The 16,630-nt window shown below is 39.0% G+C and carries 16 protein-coding genes; 12 read left to right on the top strand and 4 right to left on the bottom strand.

Annotated features, from left to right (window positions below; genetic code table 11):
* Positions 1-14: 14 nt before the first annotated feature.
* The 12 genes from FJ218_04870 to surE all read left to right on the top strand — a co-directional run bounded on the left by FJ218_04870 (position 15) and on the right by surE (position 12,413).
* Positions 15-1,631 (top strand): ammonia-forming cytochrome c nitrite reductase subunit c552, encoded by a 1,617-nt coding sequence (locus tag FJ218_04870; GenBank protein ID MBM4166240.1) that lies wholly within the window; start codon positions 15-17, stop codon positions 1,629-1,631.
* 145 nt (positions 1,632-1,776) lie between these two features.
* Complete coding sequence (rpsT, locus tag FJ218_04865) at positions 1,777-2,031, top strand: 30S ribosomal protein S20 (GenBank protein ID MBM4166239.1); 255 nt, start codon at positions 1,777-1,779, stop codon at positions 2,029-2,031.
* 131 nt (positions 2,032-2,162) lie between these two features.
* Positions 2,163-2,993 (top strand): isoprenyl transferase, encoded by an 831-nt coding sequence (locus tag FJ218_04860; protein MBM4166238.1) that lies wholly within the window; start codon positions 2,163-2,165, stop codon positions 2,991-2,993.
* 35 nt (positions 2,994-3,028) lie between these two features.
* The gene (bamA, locus tag FJ218_04855) at positions 3,029-5,383 is read left to right on the top strand and encodes an outer membrane protein assembly factor BamA (protein MBM4166237.1); all 2,355 of its coding nucleotides are present in this window, start codon (positions 3,029-3,031) and stop codon (positions 5,381-5,383) included.
* 87 nt (positions 5,384-5,470) lie between these two features.
* On the top strand, positions 5,471-6,016 hold the full coding sequence (locus FJ218_04850; GenBank protein MBM4166236.1) for an OmpH family outer membrane protein: 546 nt from the start codon (positions 5,471-5,473) through the stop codon (positions 6,014-6,016).
* 55 nt (positions 6,017-6,071) lie between these two features.
* Entirely contained in the window at positions 6,072-6,590 is a 519-nt protein-coding gene (locus FJ218_04845; GenBank protein ID MBM4166235.1) for an OmpH family outer membrane protein, read from the top strand.
* Positions 6,587-7,618: a UDP-3-O-(3-hydroxymyristoyl)glucosamine N-acyltransferase gene (gene lpxD / locus FJ218_04840; protein MBM4166234.1), complete on the top strand. Its 1,032-nt coding sequence runs from the start codon at positions 6,587-6,589 to the stop codon at positions 7,616-7,618. The genes FJ218_04845 and lpxD overlap by 4 nt, the downstream gene beginning before the upstream one ends.
* 68 nt (positions 7,619-7,686) lie before the next feature.
* On the top strand, positions 7,687-9,105 hold the full coding sequence (locus FJ218_04835) for a bifunctional UDP-3-O-[3-hydroxymyristoyl] N-acetylglucosamine deacetylase/3-hydroxyacyl-ACP dehydratase (GenBank protein MBM4166233.1): 1,419 nt from the start codon (positions 7,687-7,689) through the stop codon (positions 9,103-9,105).
* A gap of 6 nt (positions 9,106-9,111) precedes the next feature.
* Positions 9,112-9,900 carry an acyl-ACP--UDP-N-acetylglucosamine O-acyltransferase gene (lpxA, locus tag FJ218_04830; protein ID MBM4166232.1) on the top strand — a complete coding sequence of 263 codons (789 nt, stop codon included), beginning with the start codon at positions 9,112-9,114 and terminating at the stop codon, positions 9,898-9,900.
* 18 nt (positions 9,901-9,918) lie between these two features.
* Positions 9,919-10,701: a lipoate--protein ligase family protein gene (locus FJ218_04825; protein MBM4166231.1), complete on the top strand. Its 783-nt coding sequence runs from the start codon at positions 9,919-9,921 to the stop codon at positions 10,699-10,701.
* Positions 10,702-10,761: 60 nt separating this feature from the next.
* On the top strand, positions 10,762-11,565 hold the full coding sequence (gene panB / locus FJ218_04820) for a 3-methyl-2-oxobutanoate hydroxymethyltransferase (protein MBM4166230.1): 804 nt from the start codon (positions 10,762-10,764) through the stop codon (positions 11,563-11,565).
* A 56-nt stretch (positions 11,566-11,621) separates the two neighbouring features.
* Positions 11,622-12,413 carry a 5'/3'-nucleotidase SurE gene (gene surE / locus FJ218_04815; protein MBM4166229.1) on the top strand — a complete coding sequence of 264 codons (792 nt, stop codon included), beginning with the start codon at positions 11,622-11,624 and terminating at the stop codon, positions 12,411-12,413.
* A gap of 484 nt (positions 12,414-12,897) precedes the next feature.
* On the opposite strand, the gene FJ218_04810 is transcribed toward surE, so the two are convergent.
* The 4 genes from FJ218_04810 to FJ218_04795 all read right to left on the bottom strand — a co-directional run.
* Positions 12,898-13,338, bottom strand: coding sequence for a transcriptional repressor (locus tag FJ218_04810; protein ID MBM4166228.1), 441 nt, complete (start codon positions 13,336-13,338; stop codon positions 12,898-12,900).
* A 31-nt stretch (positions 13,339-13,369) separates the two neighbouring features.
* Complete coding sequence (locus FJ218_04805; protein ID MBM4166227.1) at positions 13,370-14,857, bottom strand: insulinase family protein; 1,488 nt, start codon at positions 14,855-14,857, stop codon at positions 13,370-13,372.
* Between the two features lie 2 nt (positions 14,858-14,859).
* The gene (locus FJ218_04800; GenBank protein ID MBM4166226.1) at positions 14,860-16,227 is read right to left on the bottom strand and encodes an insulinase family protein; all 1,368 of its coding nucleotides are present in this window, start codon (positions 16,225-16,227) and stop codon (positions 14,860-14,862) included.
* Between the two features lie 133 nt (positions 16,228-16,360).
* The coding region (locus FJ218_04795) for a T9SS type A sorting domain-containing protein (protein ID MBM4166225.1) at positions 16,361-16,630 on the bottom strand (270 nt) is incomplete at its 5' end.

Below are 16,630 nucleotides of genomic sequence, written 5' to 3'. Positions count from 1 at the left end.
CAATCAATATAACTATGAAACGAATACTAATTCTTTCCCTTTTTATTATTATCGTAGCATCCCTTACGCCAATGTTTGTAACAAATATTACTTCGTTGCCGCAAAAAGAAAAAGCAGTGGATGCAAAACAATGTTACGAATGTCATACCGAAGTTGCCGACTTGCGGAAAGGAAGCAAGCACGAAAAAATGAATTGCGTTGCGTGTCATTCGGATTTGCCGCAACATTTGGAAGACGCATCGAAAAAACCGATAACGGATGTATCGTTGAGTAAATGCGGAAGTTGTCATAAAGATCAATACGAATCGTTTATGCACGTGAATATGCAATCGAAAGCGCGATTGGAGAAAGCATCCACGACGAGCCGCTCGCCAACATTTGATAAACTGATGATGCCGCATGGTTTTACGAAAGAACATAATGAACCGCGAAGTCATGCATTTATGGTAACCGACCATTACATTATAGACCGCGCGTATGGAGGAAGATTTCAATTGAAGGGTTGGGAATATGTTACTAAAACAGGAAACGTTTGGGATTTAATTACCGATGCTGAGCCATCTTCGGATACGCAAAAAGTATTTCTTTCACAAAGCGCAACAGCGGCAAATCCGACGTGCTTGAGTTGTAAATCTACAGATCAGATATTAAAATGGAAATATAAAGGAGATGCAGCGCCGGAAGCGCAATGGTCGAGAACATCGAAAGTGGTTGCAATGGCTCGTGATATTAAAAATCCCGTTGGTTGTATTCATTGCCACGACCCGCACGGAACACAACCGCGTGTCGTTCGTGATGCGTTGATTGAAGCGGTAGTTGACAGAGGCGAAGGAACATATCCGTATGATAAAGAAAAAAGCAAACAAGTAACGATGCAAAAAATAATGTTCCGTGATTTTCGCGCTATTGGAATATTAAATAAAAAAGATTCTAATCTTCGTTGCGCCCAATGTCACGTGGAATATAATTGCAATCCCGGTCACGACCCAAAAACAGGAAATGCAATTAAGTATAACGATTCGCGAACAAATATTTTTCCATGGGTGAATGTTTTGGATTACAATAAAAAAATGGAATCGTATTCGTTCAAAGATTTCAAGCATTCAGTTACAGGAGCATCGCTTTCGAAATTGCAACATCCCGAAATGGAAACATTTTGGATGAGTAAACACGAACGCGCGGGAGTGGAATGTAAAGATTGTCACATGCCAGAAGTGAAAAAAGGAAACAAAACATACACGTGGCACGGACAAAAAAGTGCGCGTTATATGACGAAAGAGACGTGTTTGAATTGCCATAATAAATGGACAGAAAAGGAAGCAGAATATCAAATTGATGCTGTGCAGAATTATATTCGCGGGAAAATGCGGAAAGCGGAATTTTGGCTTGGGCAGTTTATTGATACATACCAACGCGCAAAAGATATAGGTGTTACGGATTCTGCGTTAATTCTTTCGCGAAAGTATCACGACCAATCTCATACGCTTTGGGAATGGTGGACAGCAGAAAATTCCGATGGATTTCATAACCCTGAACTTGCGAGAAAATCACTAACGGAGTCCATTACACAGTCACAAGAAGGAATTAAGTTTATCGAGAATATGATAGCAGAGAAGAAAAAAGCAAAATAATTTTTATTTCCTCAGAACGAAAAGCAACATTGATACAGTAATGTTGCTTTTCTTTTTTTATAGGGAACGACGTGTTTCAATTGTTCTTCAATAAGTGATTCAGTATATTCATCACGAATTTTTTTAACAAACAAAAAAATATAGAATGGCAAATCATCCATCAGCAAAAAAAGCGGCGCGTCAAGCTATAAAACGGCGAGCGCATAACAGAATATTAAACACAGTATTAAAGACAGCAATTAAAAAAGTCCGTGTGGCAAAAAATAAAACCGATGGCGAACCGATTTTCAAAGAATCCATAAAAGTTCTTGATAAAATGGCGTCAAAGGGAATTATTCATAAAAATAAAGCCGCAAATCAAAAATCGAAACTTTCAAAGTTTGTAAAAACATTACCATAAGTTTCAGAGAACGAAAATCTGTATTCCTTTGTTAGAAAGGGAAACAGAATTTTGCGCAATGATTCGCAAGCGGAGAATACCTTCCTATTCTCCGTTTTTCTATTTTTTTCTTTCACATTCTTACTTGCACCTTGTCTTCAAAAAAGAATAAACACGATGACGTTCTTCAACTCGAGTTGAAGACAAACGGAACCATCCCTGCTCATATTGCAATCATTATGGATGGCAATGGTCGTTGGGCGAAGGAACATGGACTTCCTCGCATTGCAGGTCATAAAGAAGGTGTAGAATCAGTGCGAGATACCGTTGAAGTGTGCGGGCAATTGGGAGTGAAATTTCTGACGCTGTACGCATTTTCTACGGAAAACTGGAAACGTCCGCGCGATGAAGTTTCGTTACTGATGCGTTTACTGTTGAGTGCCATTCGTGATGAAACGGATAAACTGCATAAAAATAATGTGCGAATGAAAAGTATTGGAGAAATAGAAAATTTGCCTCGTGAAATTCAGGCTGAATTAGCAGATGCAACGGAAAAAACACAACACAACACAGGATTGACGCTCACGCTTGCACTCAGTTACAGCGGACGATGGGATATTACGAACGCAGTGAAACATATTGCGGAAGAAATCATTCAGCATCGTCTCACGCCCGAAACTATTTCTGAAAAAACGATTTCTCAATTTCTTTCGACGAAAGAAATTCCCGAACCCGATTTGTTAATTCGTACGGGAGGAGATATGCGCGTGAGTAATTTTCTTCTTTGGCAAATTGCATACGCGGAACTCTACGTTAGTCCATTGTATTGGCCCCAATTTCGCAGAGAAGAATTATACACAGCGATTAAAGATTTTCAGCATCGCGAACGACGATTCGGAATGACAAGCGAACAAGTGCAAAAAAAATCCGTAATACAACGTAATATTGTTTCATTGCTAACAAGGAAACGAACACGAAAATGAAAATTTCTTTTTTTCTTTTAAGATTATCGCTCGTGATGTTTTGCTGTACGGAGTTTGTGTTTTCACAAAAACAAACTCCGCAGCAATACGTTATACTTGGAATTTCTGTGGAAGGAACGCACACAGCAGAACCTTCGGCGCTCATTGGCAATTCTGGATTTAATATCGGCGATACGATTTCCGTTCCGGGCGAAGCGTTACGAACAGCAGCAATGCGTTTATGGTCGCTGAATGTGTTTTCCGACGTGCAAATTTTTTCGGAAAATATTGTGAACGATGGAATATATTTGCTTATTGTTGTTGAAGAATATCCTCGATTTGAACGTGTGGAAATTACTGGCAACGATGAGTTCAACGAAGAAGATATTGAGAAAAAACTTGAGTTTTCGAAAAATGAATTGCTCTCGCCGCAAAAAATTTCGAAGGCAATCAAGAAGTTGAAAAAAGAATACGCCGAGAAAGGGTACAATTTTACCGAGATTCAGTCTTCTGTGGAGATGAGTGATTCATTGGCAAGAAAACGCGCAGTGTTGAAATTGACAATTGACGAAGGAGCGGAAGTAAGTGTTGAGAAAATTGATTTCAGTGGAAACGAACAATATGAAGACGATGAATTGAAATCGGAATTTTCTGAAACGAATGAAAGCGTTTGGTGGAAGTTCTGGCAGAGCGCGAAATTCGATAAAAAGAAATTTGAAGAAGATAAACAGAAACTGATTGCGTTCTACCGAAAGAATGGATTTAAAGATTTTCAGTTTCTTTCGGATTCGATAACGTACTTACGCGAAGATGAAACGATGGAAATATTTCTCAATGTTTATGAAGGACCGCAGTACATAGTGCGAAACATTTCGTGGGAAGGGAATACTGTTTATACGAATGAGGAATTGAATACGCGTCTCGGTTTCAATAACGGCGATATTTATAACGTAGAAAAGTTTGAACAAAATTTACGAAGCAATCAAGACCAAACGGACGTTGCTTCGTTGTATCTTGATAACGGATACTTGATGTTTTCTGCTGAACCGGAAGAAAAAAAGATTAGTGCAGATTCGATAGATATTACGATTCGCGTCGGAGAGAGAAATCAATTTATGAACGGCGATGTTTCCATTGTTGGCAATACAAAAACGCAGGATAATGTTATTCGCCGTGAGTTGTATACACTTCCGGGAGAAAAGTTTAACCGCGCAGCAATCATCCGTAGTTTGCGACAACTTCAACAACTGAATTATTTCAACCCGGAAAAATTGCGTCCTGATTATCGTCTTGTGAATAATAAAACAGTGAATTTATTTTTCGAAGTTGAAGAAAAATCCAGTGACGAAGTGAATGCTTCAGTAGGTTATAGTGAAGCATTTGGCGCAACGGGAGCAATTGGTTTTACGATAAATAATTTTTCCCTTCGCGACCCGCTTGCAGGAGGTGCGGGACAAATATTGAACTTTGAATGGCAATTTGGTCAAGGAAATCGGTTTCGTACTTTTTCGTTGAATTTTACTGAACCGTGGTTATACGATACGCCAACGTTAGTGGGATTCAGTATTTTCGATACACGACAGCAGTATGTTTTTGATTTACAACAAACTGGAGTAAGCGGAAGAATTGGAAGACGATTAAAATGGCCTGATGATTTTTTCCGTGGCGATTGGAATGTTCGGTTTCAACAGAATAATGTTCTTAACGGTGCAAATTATTACAACGAAGGAAAAACCACACAGATTTCACTTTCGCAAGCATTTTCCAGAAACAGTACAGATAGTCCAATATTCCCATCAGTAGGTTCAAACTTTTCACTTTCGTACGAACTTTCTCGTGTTGTGCGAACATTTCCTCAATCCGAGAAAACCTATTTTCAGAAATGGATTTTTTCAGGAGAAAAATATCTTCCGTTGTTTAGTACGAATCGGGTTGTCCTGTACTCTGCAATGCACTCGGGATATATCGTGCCGGGAGAAAATGCGTCGTTGGTTCCGCCGATTGAATTATTTTTTATGGGAGGAACAGGTATCGGCTATTTTTCCACGACGCAGTTGCGCGGATATGACGATAGAACAGTTGGACCACAAACAAGTAAAGGACAGAACACAGGAGGAAAAATTTATATCAAAAATTCTATTGAACTTCGCTTTGCATTATCAATTAATCCTATGCCGTTGTATTTTCTCTTGTTTGCGGAAGGCGGAAATGTGTGGGCAAATTCGTCGGAAGTTGATGTGTTTGGTTTGAAACGTTCTGCAGGTTTTGGTGCGCGCATTTTAGTTCTTCCGATTGGAATGTTAGGATTCGATTATGGCTATGGATTTGATGATGCGTATGGACCGAAAGGAATTCCCGATGGAAAACCGGAAAAATGGAAATTTCATTTTGTGTTCGGAAGAGGATTTTAAGATAGTGGATAGTATACAGTGGAAAGTGGAAAGTGGGAAGTTTGATTACGTTTAGAGTTTTTAAATAATTTATTTCATCATAAAAACATTGGAGCAATCGTGAAACACATTCACATCATAATTACATTATTCGTTATTTCGTTGTTCTTGTTTAGAACGACGTATTCGCAAACGCAAAAAATTGCGTATGTGAATTCCGCAAAAATATTGGATGAATATCCGGAAGCGCAAGACGCACAAAAGAAACTTGAGTTGTTGGGAAAACAATGGCAAGATGAATTCGATAAAATCAATAAATCGTATCAAGATAAATTGCAGGAATATCAGAAGAAATCTGTATTGATGACGGAAGATGCGAAGAAAACCGCGCAACAAGAATTATTAGAATTGGAACAAAAAGCGTACGATTTTCGTCAGCAAAAACTCGGACAAGAAGGCGAGTTGGAAAAACAGCGCGATAAATTACTTACTCCTATCAAAGAAAAAATCTTAAAAGCGATTGAACAAGTTGCCAAAGAGCAGAAATTTACCTTCGTCTTTGATAAGAACGAGCAAATACAGTTTTTATTGTATGGAGAAAGTACGTTTGATGTAACGTTTGATGTGCTTTCGAAATTGAAAAGAGGAAAGTAAGAAGTTAGCAGTTAGCAATCAGCATATTATTGTATTATTTTTTTAAGAAAAAATTATGAGAAGAATCATTGTAATTTGTGCGGTAATTATTTGTTCATCAATTTCGTTTTCGCAAACAAAAGTTGGTTATATCAACTTAAAGGCAATTATGGAAAAATTGCCCGAAGCGCAAGATGTGCAGCGACAATTTGATGCGATATCACAACAATGGCAGGATTCGTTGCAGTTTATGCAAAGCGAATGGCAAAAAAAGTATGAAGAGTACGACAAGAGACGGTTAGTGCTAACCGAACAAACACGTTCCGAAATGGAAAAGGAACTCTCGCAGATGGAAAAGTCCATAATGGATTTTCGAAGCAAGAAATTTTCACCGCAAGGAGAATTGTACTCGAAGCAAAATGAGTTGATGAAACCGATTCAAAATAAAGTATTTAAAGTGTTGAAGGAAATTGCGGACGAAGATAATTATGATTACATCTTCGATAAGAGCGGAGAAATTCTGTTGTTATACTCTCGCGAAAAATACGATTTAACGGAAAAGGTATTGGAGCGACTGAAGCAATACGGAAAATGAAATTGACCGTTGAAGAAATTGCGGCTACAATAAGCGGCGAAGTTGTAGGAGACGGCGAACTTGAAATATGCAACATCGCCAAAATTGAAGACGCAAAAGAAAATGAAATTTCGTTTGTCGGAAATTCGAAATATGAAAAATATATAGCGTTTTCCAAGGCGGCGGCAATTATTGTTTCGCGTTCGTTTCAAACAGAAGGAATTGCGTGTACGTTTGTGAAAGTTGACGAACCGTATCGTGCGTTTCTTCGCGTCGTTGAACTTTTTCATACTTCGATTCAGCAAGAGAAAAGAGAAATTCATCCTACGTCTATTATTGGTAATGATACAACGATTGGAAAAAATGTTAGTATCGGCGCATACGTTGTCATTGGCGAGCGTTGCGATATTGGAAACGATGTTACGATTTTATCGCATACGGTGTTAGAAGACGATGTGCGTATCGGTGAGCAAAGTTATTTATATTCGAACATTTCGATTCGCGAGAAAACGGAAATCGGAAAACGCGTGATTCTTCATTCGGGGACAGTTATCGGAAGCGACGGATTTGGTTTTGTTCCGAATGAAGATGGTTCATTGAAAAAAATTCCGCAAGTAGGAAGAGTTGTTATTGAAGACGATGTAGAAATCGGTGCGAATTGTGCTATTGACAGAGCAACGCTTGGAGATACGCGCATTAAATCTGGAACAAAGTTGGATAATCTCATTCAAATTGCACATAATGTAATAGTGGGAGAACACACGGTTATTGCTGCACAAACGGGAATTTCCGGAAGTACGAAAATTGGAAAGCATTGTGTTATTGGAGGACAAGTTGGAATTGCAGGACATATTGAAATTGAGGAACGAACAACGATCGGCGCGCAATCCGGTGTAACAAAACCAATAACAACTTCGGGAAAGATATTTTCAGGATATCCTGCAAAAGAACATACTGTGGCAAAACGATTGGAAGTGTCACTTCGACAGGTTCCTTCATTGATTAAGGAAGTGGAAGAACTTAAGAAAAAAATAGCAACAATCATTTAGTAATCTTGAAATACTGATTCCGAATAGAACATCCAACAACATATTCATCACAGAAATTCCACATTCGAATGCTTCAGTCGCACCAACAAACAATCAAGCAACCTGTAATAATTTCCGGCGTGGGATTACATACAGGTGTAGATACAACAATGAAAATGTTACCGTCGTTAGAAAACACGGGCATACGTTTTCGGCGCGTAGATTTGGAAGGTTTTCCGGAAATTCCCGCGCTTGTAGATTATGTCGTTGAAGTTGCGCGTGGGACAACGATTCAACTTGGACAAGCAAAAGTTCATACCGTAGAACACGTGCTTGCGGCGTTTGTAGGATTGCAAATTGATAATATTATCATTGAACTGGATAATATCGAGCCGCCGATTTGTGACGGAAGTTCCAAAGTTTTTGTGGAAAAAATTCTTGAAGCCGGAATTGAAAAACAATCGGCTCTGAAAGATTATTTGATTATTGACCAAACTGTTCGTTACGTGAATGAACAAAAAGGCGTTGATATTGTAGCATTGCCGACTGATGATTATCGTGTTACGGTGGTGATTGATTACAACAGTCCTGTATTAGGGAGTCAGCATACCGGAATGTTCGATATGGAGAAAGAGTTTGTAACAGAGTTTTCTCCTGCGCGTACGTTTTGTTTTTTGCACGAAGTGGAAGCGTTGCACGATGCGGGATTGATTCGCGGCGGAAATTTGGATAATGCCATTGTTGTTGTTGACCCTCCGCTATCCAAAGAAGAAGTGGAGCGTATTTCAGAAAAATTAGGAATACGGGAATCCATTTTGTTGGGGAACACAGGAACATTGAACGGAAAAGAACTTTTATTCACTAATGAACCCGCGCGTCACAAATTACTTGATTTAGTTGGAGATTTAGCGTTAATCGGTGCACCGATGAAAGCACAAATACTTGCTGCTCGTCCGGGACATGCCAGCAATATCGAGTTTGCAAAAAAGATTCGGAAATTATATGTACAAAATAAACTTGTCAAGAAATATCAGTTTGATACAACGCGAGGAATTGTATTTGATAATAACGCAATTCAACGCATCCTTCCGCATCGGTATCCGTTTTTACTCGTAGATAAAATCATTGATTTTCAGTTGGATGAAAAAATTGTCGGTATAAAAAACGTTACGTGCAACGAAGAATTTTTTCAGGGACATTTTCCAGGACAACCGGTAATGCCGGGAGTATTAATTATTGAAGCGATGGCGCAAACGGGAGGAATATTAATGCTGAACGGCGTTGATAATCCGGATGGAAAACTGATGTATTTTACTTCGTTGAACAATGTGAAATTCCGTCGTCCCGTTGTCCCTGGCGACCAATTGATTTTAGAAATGGAAATTATCAATCGAAGGAGTAAAATATGTGTTATGAAAGGGAAAGCAATTGTTGATGGAAATCTTGTTGCAGAAGCAGAAATGAGTGCAACGATAGTTGAACGAACAACGATACAAAAGAAAGGATAATTTCCTATGAGTGTTTCAATTCATCCGCAAGCGATAGTCAGCGAAAAAGCCCAACTTGGCGAAGATGTTATTGTTGGTCCGTTTTCAATCATCGAAGACAATGTGGTCATCGGTAACAATACCACCATTCATTCCAACGTAATTGTTGCAAACGGAAGCAGAATCGGAAATCATTGTAAACTGTTCCACGGCGCAGTTGTCGGAACAGAACCCCAGGATTTAAAATATACCGGCGTTGCAACAGTAACGGAAGTAGGTGATTATACAACGGTACGCGAATATGCAACGATTCACCGCGGAACAGAATCGCGTGGGAGAACGTCTGTCGGAAAACACTGTTTTATAATGGCGTACGTTCATATTGCGCACGATTGCGTTGTCAACGATAGCGTTATACTTGCGAATGCTGTAAATATGGCGGGACATGTTCATATTGAAGACCACGCAATTATCGGAGGAATGACCCCGATTCACCAGTTTGTTCGCGTGGGAAGACATTCGATGATAGGCGGTGGATTTCGTGTTTCAAAAGATGTACCGCCATACATTCTTGCCGGTCAAGAACCACTTTCATTTCAAGGACTGAATTACGTTGGATTGCGGCGAAGAAATTTTTCCAAAGAAACGTTGGAAAGTTTGGAAACCGTTTATCGTTTATTGTATCAGTCGAAAATGAATGTTACGCAAGCGTTGAATGCAATTTTAAATCTTGGCGCATTATCACCTGAAATGCAGAGTGTCTATGATTTTGTGCGAATAAGTTCACGCGGAATCATTGGCTCAGGGAAAAAATAACGAGAGCATTTTTTTGGAATGGAAATGTTCTTTTCCAATACTGGTTTTCACGATGGAAATTGGAATATGGCGTACGACGAATTTCTTGTGCGCAAGTTAACGTACAAGAACATTGTACCAACTCTTCGTTTGTACGGATGGGAACCGTATGCAATTTCTCTGGGCCATCATCAATCCGAAGATTTTCTCGATAAAGAACAATGTGCTTCCGAAAACGTAGATATCGTTCGCAGACCAACGGGAGGAAGAGCAGTGTATCATTCGGAAGAATTGACGTATAGTGTTGTACTGTTTGCAAACGGAAAAAATATTTCTCCAATTCATTGTGAAATCAGTCAAGCATTGGTGCGAGGTTTAAAACTGCTTGGCGTAAATGCAACTCTTTCTCAAACTCCAAGTTCTTCAGAAAAAATGTATTTCAGCGAACATTCTGCCGCATGCTTTTCAAGTGTTTCGCGTTCCGAAGTGCAAGTGAATGGAAAAAAAATTATCGGAAGTGCGCAACGAAGATTTGGTGATGTTGTGTTGCAGCACGGTTCTATAATGCTTGGCTGGGAACATCGAACTCTTCCGAAATTTTATCGCGAGAAAAACGAATCTCATTTTCTCCATTTGAATGAAACAACAACAGAAATCGAAACCGAGTTGAACAGAAAAGTTTCGTATGAAGAAATCAGCATTGCAATTCGACGTGGGTTTGAGTTGCAATGGAAAGTTGAGTTTGATGAATTTCCTTTAGAAGTTGAAGAAATGTTTTTTCGAGGAGAGAAACTTGAACGTGCACGTAGTTACATTTTATAGTCCATATTTGATGACCTTTCCGAATATCTTTGTGCTTTTGTGTTTTAAAATAATTTCAAGATGAAAAAACAAGTTACCACCAAGACAATTATTGAAATGAAAAAAACCGGTGAGAAAATTGCTGTTCTCACTGCGTACGATTTTTTGCTTGCCCAACTTTTGGACGAAGCAGGAATTGATATTATTCTCGTTGGCGATTCGCTTGGCAATGTTGTACAAGGAAATGAAACAACATTATCCGTAACACTCGACGAAATAATTTATCACACAAAAATAGTTCGGAAAGCGGTGAAACGTGCGCTGGTTGTTGCCGATATGCCGTTTCTTTCGTATCAGGTTTCTGTTGAAGATGCAGTGAAAAATTGTGGCAAAGTTCTCAAAGAAACCGGCGCGGAAGCAGTGAAAGTTGAAGGAGGAAAACAAATAATCTCTGCGATTGAGAGATTAACTTCTCTCGGGATTCCTGTGATGGGACATTTAGGTTTAACGCCGCAATCCATTCATCAAATCGGTGGTTATCATTTGCAGGGGAAAGAAAAAAAAGAAGCAGAACATATATTGAACGATGCAAAACTTCTTGAAGAAAGCGGATGTTTTGCAATGGTGCTGGAAAAAATTCCTGTTCCGCTTGCAGAAACAATTACAAAAACGGTTTCCATCCCGACGATTGGAATTGGTGCCGGTGCAAAATGTGATGGTCAAGTTCTCGTAGTGTACGATATGCTCGGGATGTTCGATGAATTTACACCGAAGTTTGTACGAAAGTATTTGAACTTATCATCGGAAATAAAAAACGCATTTTTCCAGTACGCACATGATGTGAAGAAAGGAAAATTTCCGAATGAGAAAGAAAGTTTTTCATAAGACCGTACAGAATTTGTCTCAAAAAAAATGTTGATAGCAACTGAATTTTCAAAACTATGAAAGATAAACTCGTTAGGTCTTCAAAAAATCTTCGCATCCTTGTATCCAACGACGATGGAATTCAAGCGTCGGGAATTTTTGCTCTCGTGAAAGAATTAAAAAAAATCGGCGACGTAACAGTTGTTGCACCGGAACGCCAGCAAAGCGCAGTTGGACATGCCATCACGATGAATTATCCAATACGCGTTAAGCCGCATTTTCATAACGGAAAACTTTTTGGTTATGCTGTTGAAGGAACTCCTGCTGATTGTGTGAAAATTGCTATTCGCTACATTCTCAAAAGCAAGCCGGATATTGTTGTTTCGGGAATCAATCACGGAACAAATACAGCAATCAGTGTTATATATTCGGGAACAGTTTCAGCGGCAACGGAAGCAACTTTGATGGAAGTTCCTTCGATTGCATTATCACTTGCAACATTTACAACTCCCGATTTTCGTTACGCTGCAAAATTTTCTAAAACAATGGTCAAACAAGTTTTAAAACACGGTTTACCGCAAGGAACGTTGCTCAATGTCAATATTCCTCCTGTCGAAGAGCAAAAAATTCGCGGAGTAAAAATTACGCGAATGGGAAAATCCACGTGGAACGATACATTTGATGCTCGCCGAGACCCTGCAAATAAAGAATATTTTTGGCTCACCGGCGATTTGGATGTTCTCGATACGGATGATAATGTTGACCAGATTGCCGTGATGAATAATTTTATTTCCGTTACGCCGATTCATTACGATTTGACAAACTATTCTATGTTAGATGCTTTGGAGAAATGGAAGGTGAAAAAATAATTCTGCTTTCATTGTGTACTTTTACTATGTTAAGTACAGAATATTTGAAATGAAACTTACGAACAGTTCCTAGATTTTCATTAACAATGCCAATGCACAAACAGTGCAAGAAAATCTGCCAAAACATTTTTGCTTTCAAAAAACTTACCCAATCAGTTCAATCCAACGACGATTTTTCGTTATGATTTGCCGGAAGATGCGTTCGTATCGCTGAAAATATATGATATAACTGGAACAGAAGTTGCAACACTGATACAACAAAAAACGAAAGCGCGGGTTTTAAACAAGTAGAATTTGATGCAACAATTTTTCCGAGCGGATTATATTTCTATCGCTTATATGTTGCGCAAGATGGAATCTTGCGTTCAATGGTAAAACGAAGAAAATGATATTACAGATGTTAAATTTTTTATTAGTTTAATTCAGTTCATAAAAAAAACCTCAAGGTTCTAAAAACTTTGATGGTTTTTCATTTTAAACAACATTATTTTTCAACAGTACATTTTTCACACATTCCAAAAATCTGCAACGTTGAATTTTGTGGGTAAAATTTATGCTGTGCGCATATTTCTTTCTGAATTTTTTCTAACTTCGGTGCAACAAATTCAATTATTTCGCCACATCCAAGGCAAATTAGATGGTCATGGCGCGGTCTTCCGAATGCTCTCTCATATCGTGATAAATTATCCGCAAAGCGATATTTCGAAATCAATCCGCACGCGAGCAACACCTCGAGTGTATTATACACCGTTGCTCGCGATACTTTGGATTTTTTGTAACGCATTACGCTGAACAATTCGTCTGCATCAAAATGTCCGTCAAAATTCATTGCGGCTTCTAACACTTCAAATCGTTCGGGAGTTACACGAAGTTTTTTTTCGTGTAAATAATTTTCAAACGTGCGTTTTGCTGCCTCAGTATCCAAGTGTTGAAGATGTTTATTTCAACTAAGCAACTTACCGAATCGGTTTTCCATCAACATCGCAAAACACAACGTCTCCTAATTGCAATGCAAGAATTCCATCTTGAATAGTTTTCAAGTCGCCGACGACAACGACAGCCATATTCGATGTATTGAGATATTTTTGTGAAACAGTTTGAACTTCTGAAAGCGAAACGTTTTCAATATTCATGAGATATTTTTCGAAATAATTTTCCGGAAGTCCGTACAGAACAATACTTTGCAATGCGCCTGCAATCTGCGAAGGAGTTTCAAACGTCAATGCAAAACCACCGATTGCTCCTTTTTTAACAAAGGATAATTCTTCTGATGTAATACCGTCGTTGTGTGTTCTGTCGAGTTCGTAGAAAAATTCGATGAGCGAACTATCGGTTTTTGCAGTTACCACTCCCGCCGAAGCAAAAAACGGACCAATTCCTTTGACAAACGAAAATCCTGAACGCGCTCCATACGTATAACCGTGTTTCTCCCTCAAGTTCATATTGATACGACTTGCAAATTGTCCTCCTAATGCGCGATTCATCAATGTTACAGAAAAGAAATCGAGAGTGTTCCGTGAAAGCGCAGGATATCCGATGCGAATTTCAGATTGTGCCGCTCCCGGTTTATCTATCAGATACACCGTTCGCTGTGCAATTGTTTTCGGTTGAGGAATTTCTATTGATGGTACTTCCATCGTTTTCCAGTTTGCGAGAGCAGTTTCTAAACGCGAAGAAATTTCTTTGAGCGTTATATCGCCGACAATGAGGAGAGTTGCGTTATTGGGACGATAATGAGTGCGATAAAAATTTTCACAATCTTTTGCCAGCATATCTTTTAGCGAAACTTCGTTGCCGGTAATATTATTTCCGTACGGATGTTCGGAACCATATAAAATATAATTGAACGCATTACTAGCTATCGTTGTCGGTTGGTCGCGTTGCTGCACTAACGAAGTCAGTCGCTGTTTTAGCAATCGCTGAAATTCTTTATCCGGGAAAGAAGCGTTCACCAACACATCAGAAAAAATTTCCAATGATTTCTCGAGATGTTTTTTGAGTGTTTGTACAGAAACGTACGAGCCATCAAAGTTCGACGAAATGTTGAACGATGCGCCGATAGATTCCAATTCATCGGCAATTTGTAATGCGTCTCGCGTTGTTGTTCCCTCATCGAGTAAATCAGCAGTCATTGCCGCTAATCCCGGTTTATGTTTATCAAAAGCGGCGCCGGATTGAAAAACCAAATTCATTGCAACGAGTGGTAATTCGTGGTGTTCCACAAGCCACAGTTGCAAACCGTTTTTCAACGTAGTTTTTTGAATTTGCGGTAATGAAATTTTCGGAGCCTCTTGTCCTTCCGGTCGTTTTGTCCTGTCGAAATCCGATGAAAATGTGCATTGAATCGTAACAGAAAACAAAACAATTCCAAAAACACATTTCATCCATTTCACAAAAGTTGAACGCTGACTACTAACTACTGAATGTTGATATATTGACAACATAATTAATTTCCTTTCCACATCATAGAATTTTTTGCCGCCAAATCAGTTTTTCCTTCGGGGACAATACTTAACACAATTTTTGGAGCAGTTAAATATTTTTTTGCCACGAGCATTACTTCTTCAGGCGTAATGTTGTGATACCGTTCGAGTTCCTTGTTGATACGATTCGGCTCGCCCGTGTACGTAAAATAGGTAGCAAGTTGATTTGCTTTTCCGAACACGGTGGAAAGTGAATTGATAAACTGTGTTTCTTTTTGCGAAAGGGCATTATCAATTTCTTTCTGCGTAACGCCGTTTTTGAAAAGATTGTCTAACACATTATCAAAAGCCGTTTCCATTTCCACAAGCGTTTTTTCCGGTTTCGCTGTAATCTGAATTTCAAATTGTCCGCCGATTTCCATTCCGCTTTGATACGCAACGGCTGTTTGTGCTATTTGTTTTTCGTACACAAGCGATTTATACATTCGCGACGTCTTTCCGCTGCCAAGAATATCGGAAAGAACATCCAATACGGCATCTTCGCGCGTATTCATTGGAGCAGAAACCCAATCAATATACAATCGCGGAAGTTTTACTTTATCTTCAAACATCATTCGTTTGTCTTCGTTGAACGAAACAGGAATAGGAGAGGGACGTTCAAAACTTTTTCCGCGAGGAATATCTCCGAAATATTTATCTATCCATTGTTTTGTTTGTTTCGTTTCAAAATTTCCGGCAATCGCAACGCATGCATTATTCGGAGCATAGTATGTTTTGAAAAATTCTGAAACGTCGCCCAGTTGCGCTTCGCTTAAATCTTCCATATAACCAATCACGGGCCAATGATACGGATGCATCGGAGGAAACATCGCCGCAGAAATTTTTTCTGATGAAGTTCCGTACGGTTGATTGTCGTAACTTTGTCGCCGTTCGTTTTTGACAACATCAATCTGGTTGTTGAGTTTTTCCTGCGTGATTGCTGGGAGAAGAAATCCCATTCTGTCGGATTCGAGATAGAGCGCAAGTTCGAGATAATTACTTGGAACAATTTCAAAATAATTTGTTCGATCTTCGTTGGTTGTTCCATTGATGTTAGCACCTACTTCCTGCAATAGTTTGAAATGTTCGTCGTCTGCTACGTGTTCCGAACCCTGAAACATCATGTGTTCAAACAAATGCGCAAAGCCAGTGCGTTTTGGTTTTTCATTTTTTGAACCAACGTGATACATAACAACGACAGCGGCAACAGGAGCAGAACGGTCTTCGTGAAGAATAACCGTAAGCCCATTGGGTAACTGATATTGTTCAAATTGTATGTGCGTTTGTTCTTTTCCCGGTGATGATGCGAACATCAATGAACCGAGAATAAATAACGAATAGAAGAACTTCATAAGAATATATTTTTCTTCATTAGAGTGAAAAAATTTTAAAAGCGGGATGAAGTTAGAAATTTTACCCTTGAAAAAAAAACGTACAGAAAAAAACCTCGAAGGTTTCTTTTTTGCACTGAAACGAAATTTCACGCTACTTCACGAGTATCATTTTCTTTGTTTCCAAGAATGTTCCGGCGTGTAAGCGATAGAAATATATGCCGCTTGATAATCCGCTCGCATCGAATTGAATTTCGTGCATTCCTTCTTCCATCGTTTCATTGTTTAAAAGCGTTGCAACTTCTTGACCGAGAACGTTGTAGATTTTCAACGTTGTTTGTAAGGGCAATTCATGAATTGCCCCTACGGGAATTTCAAATCTAATCGTTGTTGTCGGATTAAACGGATTTGGATAGTTTTGTGT

This window comes from Ignavibacteria bacterium, assembly GCA_016873775.1.
Classification (GTDB): domain Bacteria; phylum Bacteroidota; class Ignavibacteria; order UBA10030; family F1-140-MAGs086; genus JAGXRH01.
The sequence above is the reverse complement of the archived record's forward strand: the minus strand, read 5'-3'. Positions and strand labels throughout refer to the sequence as shown.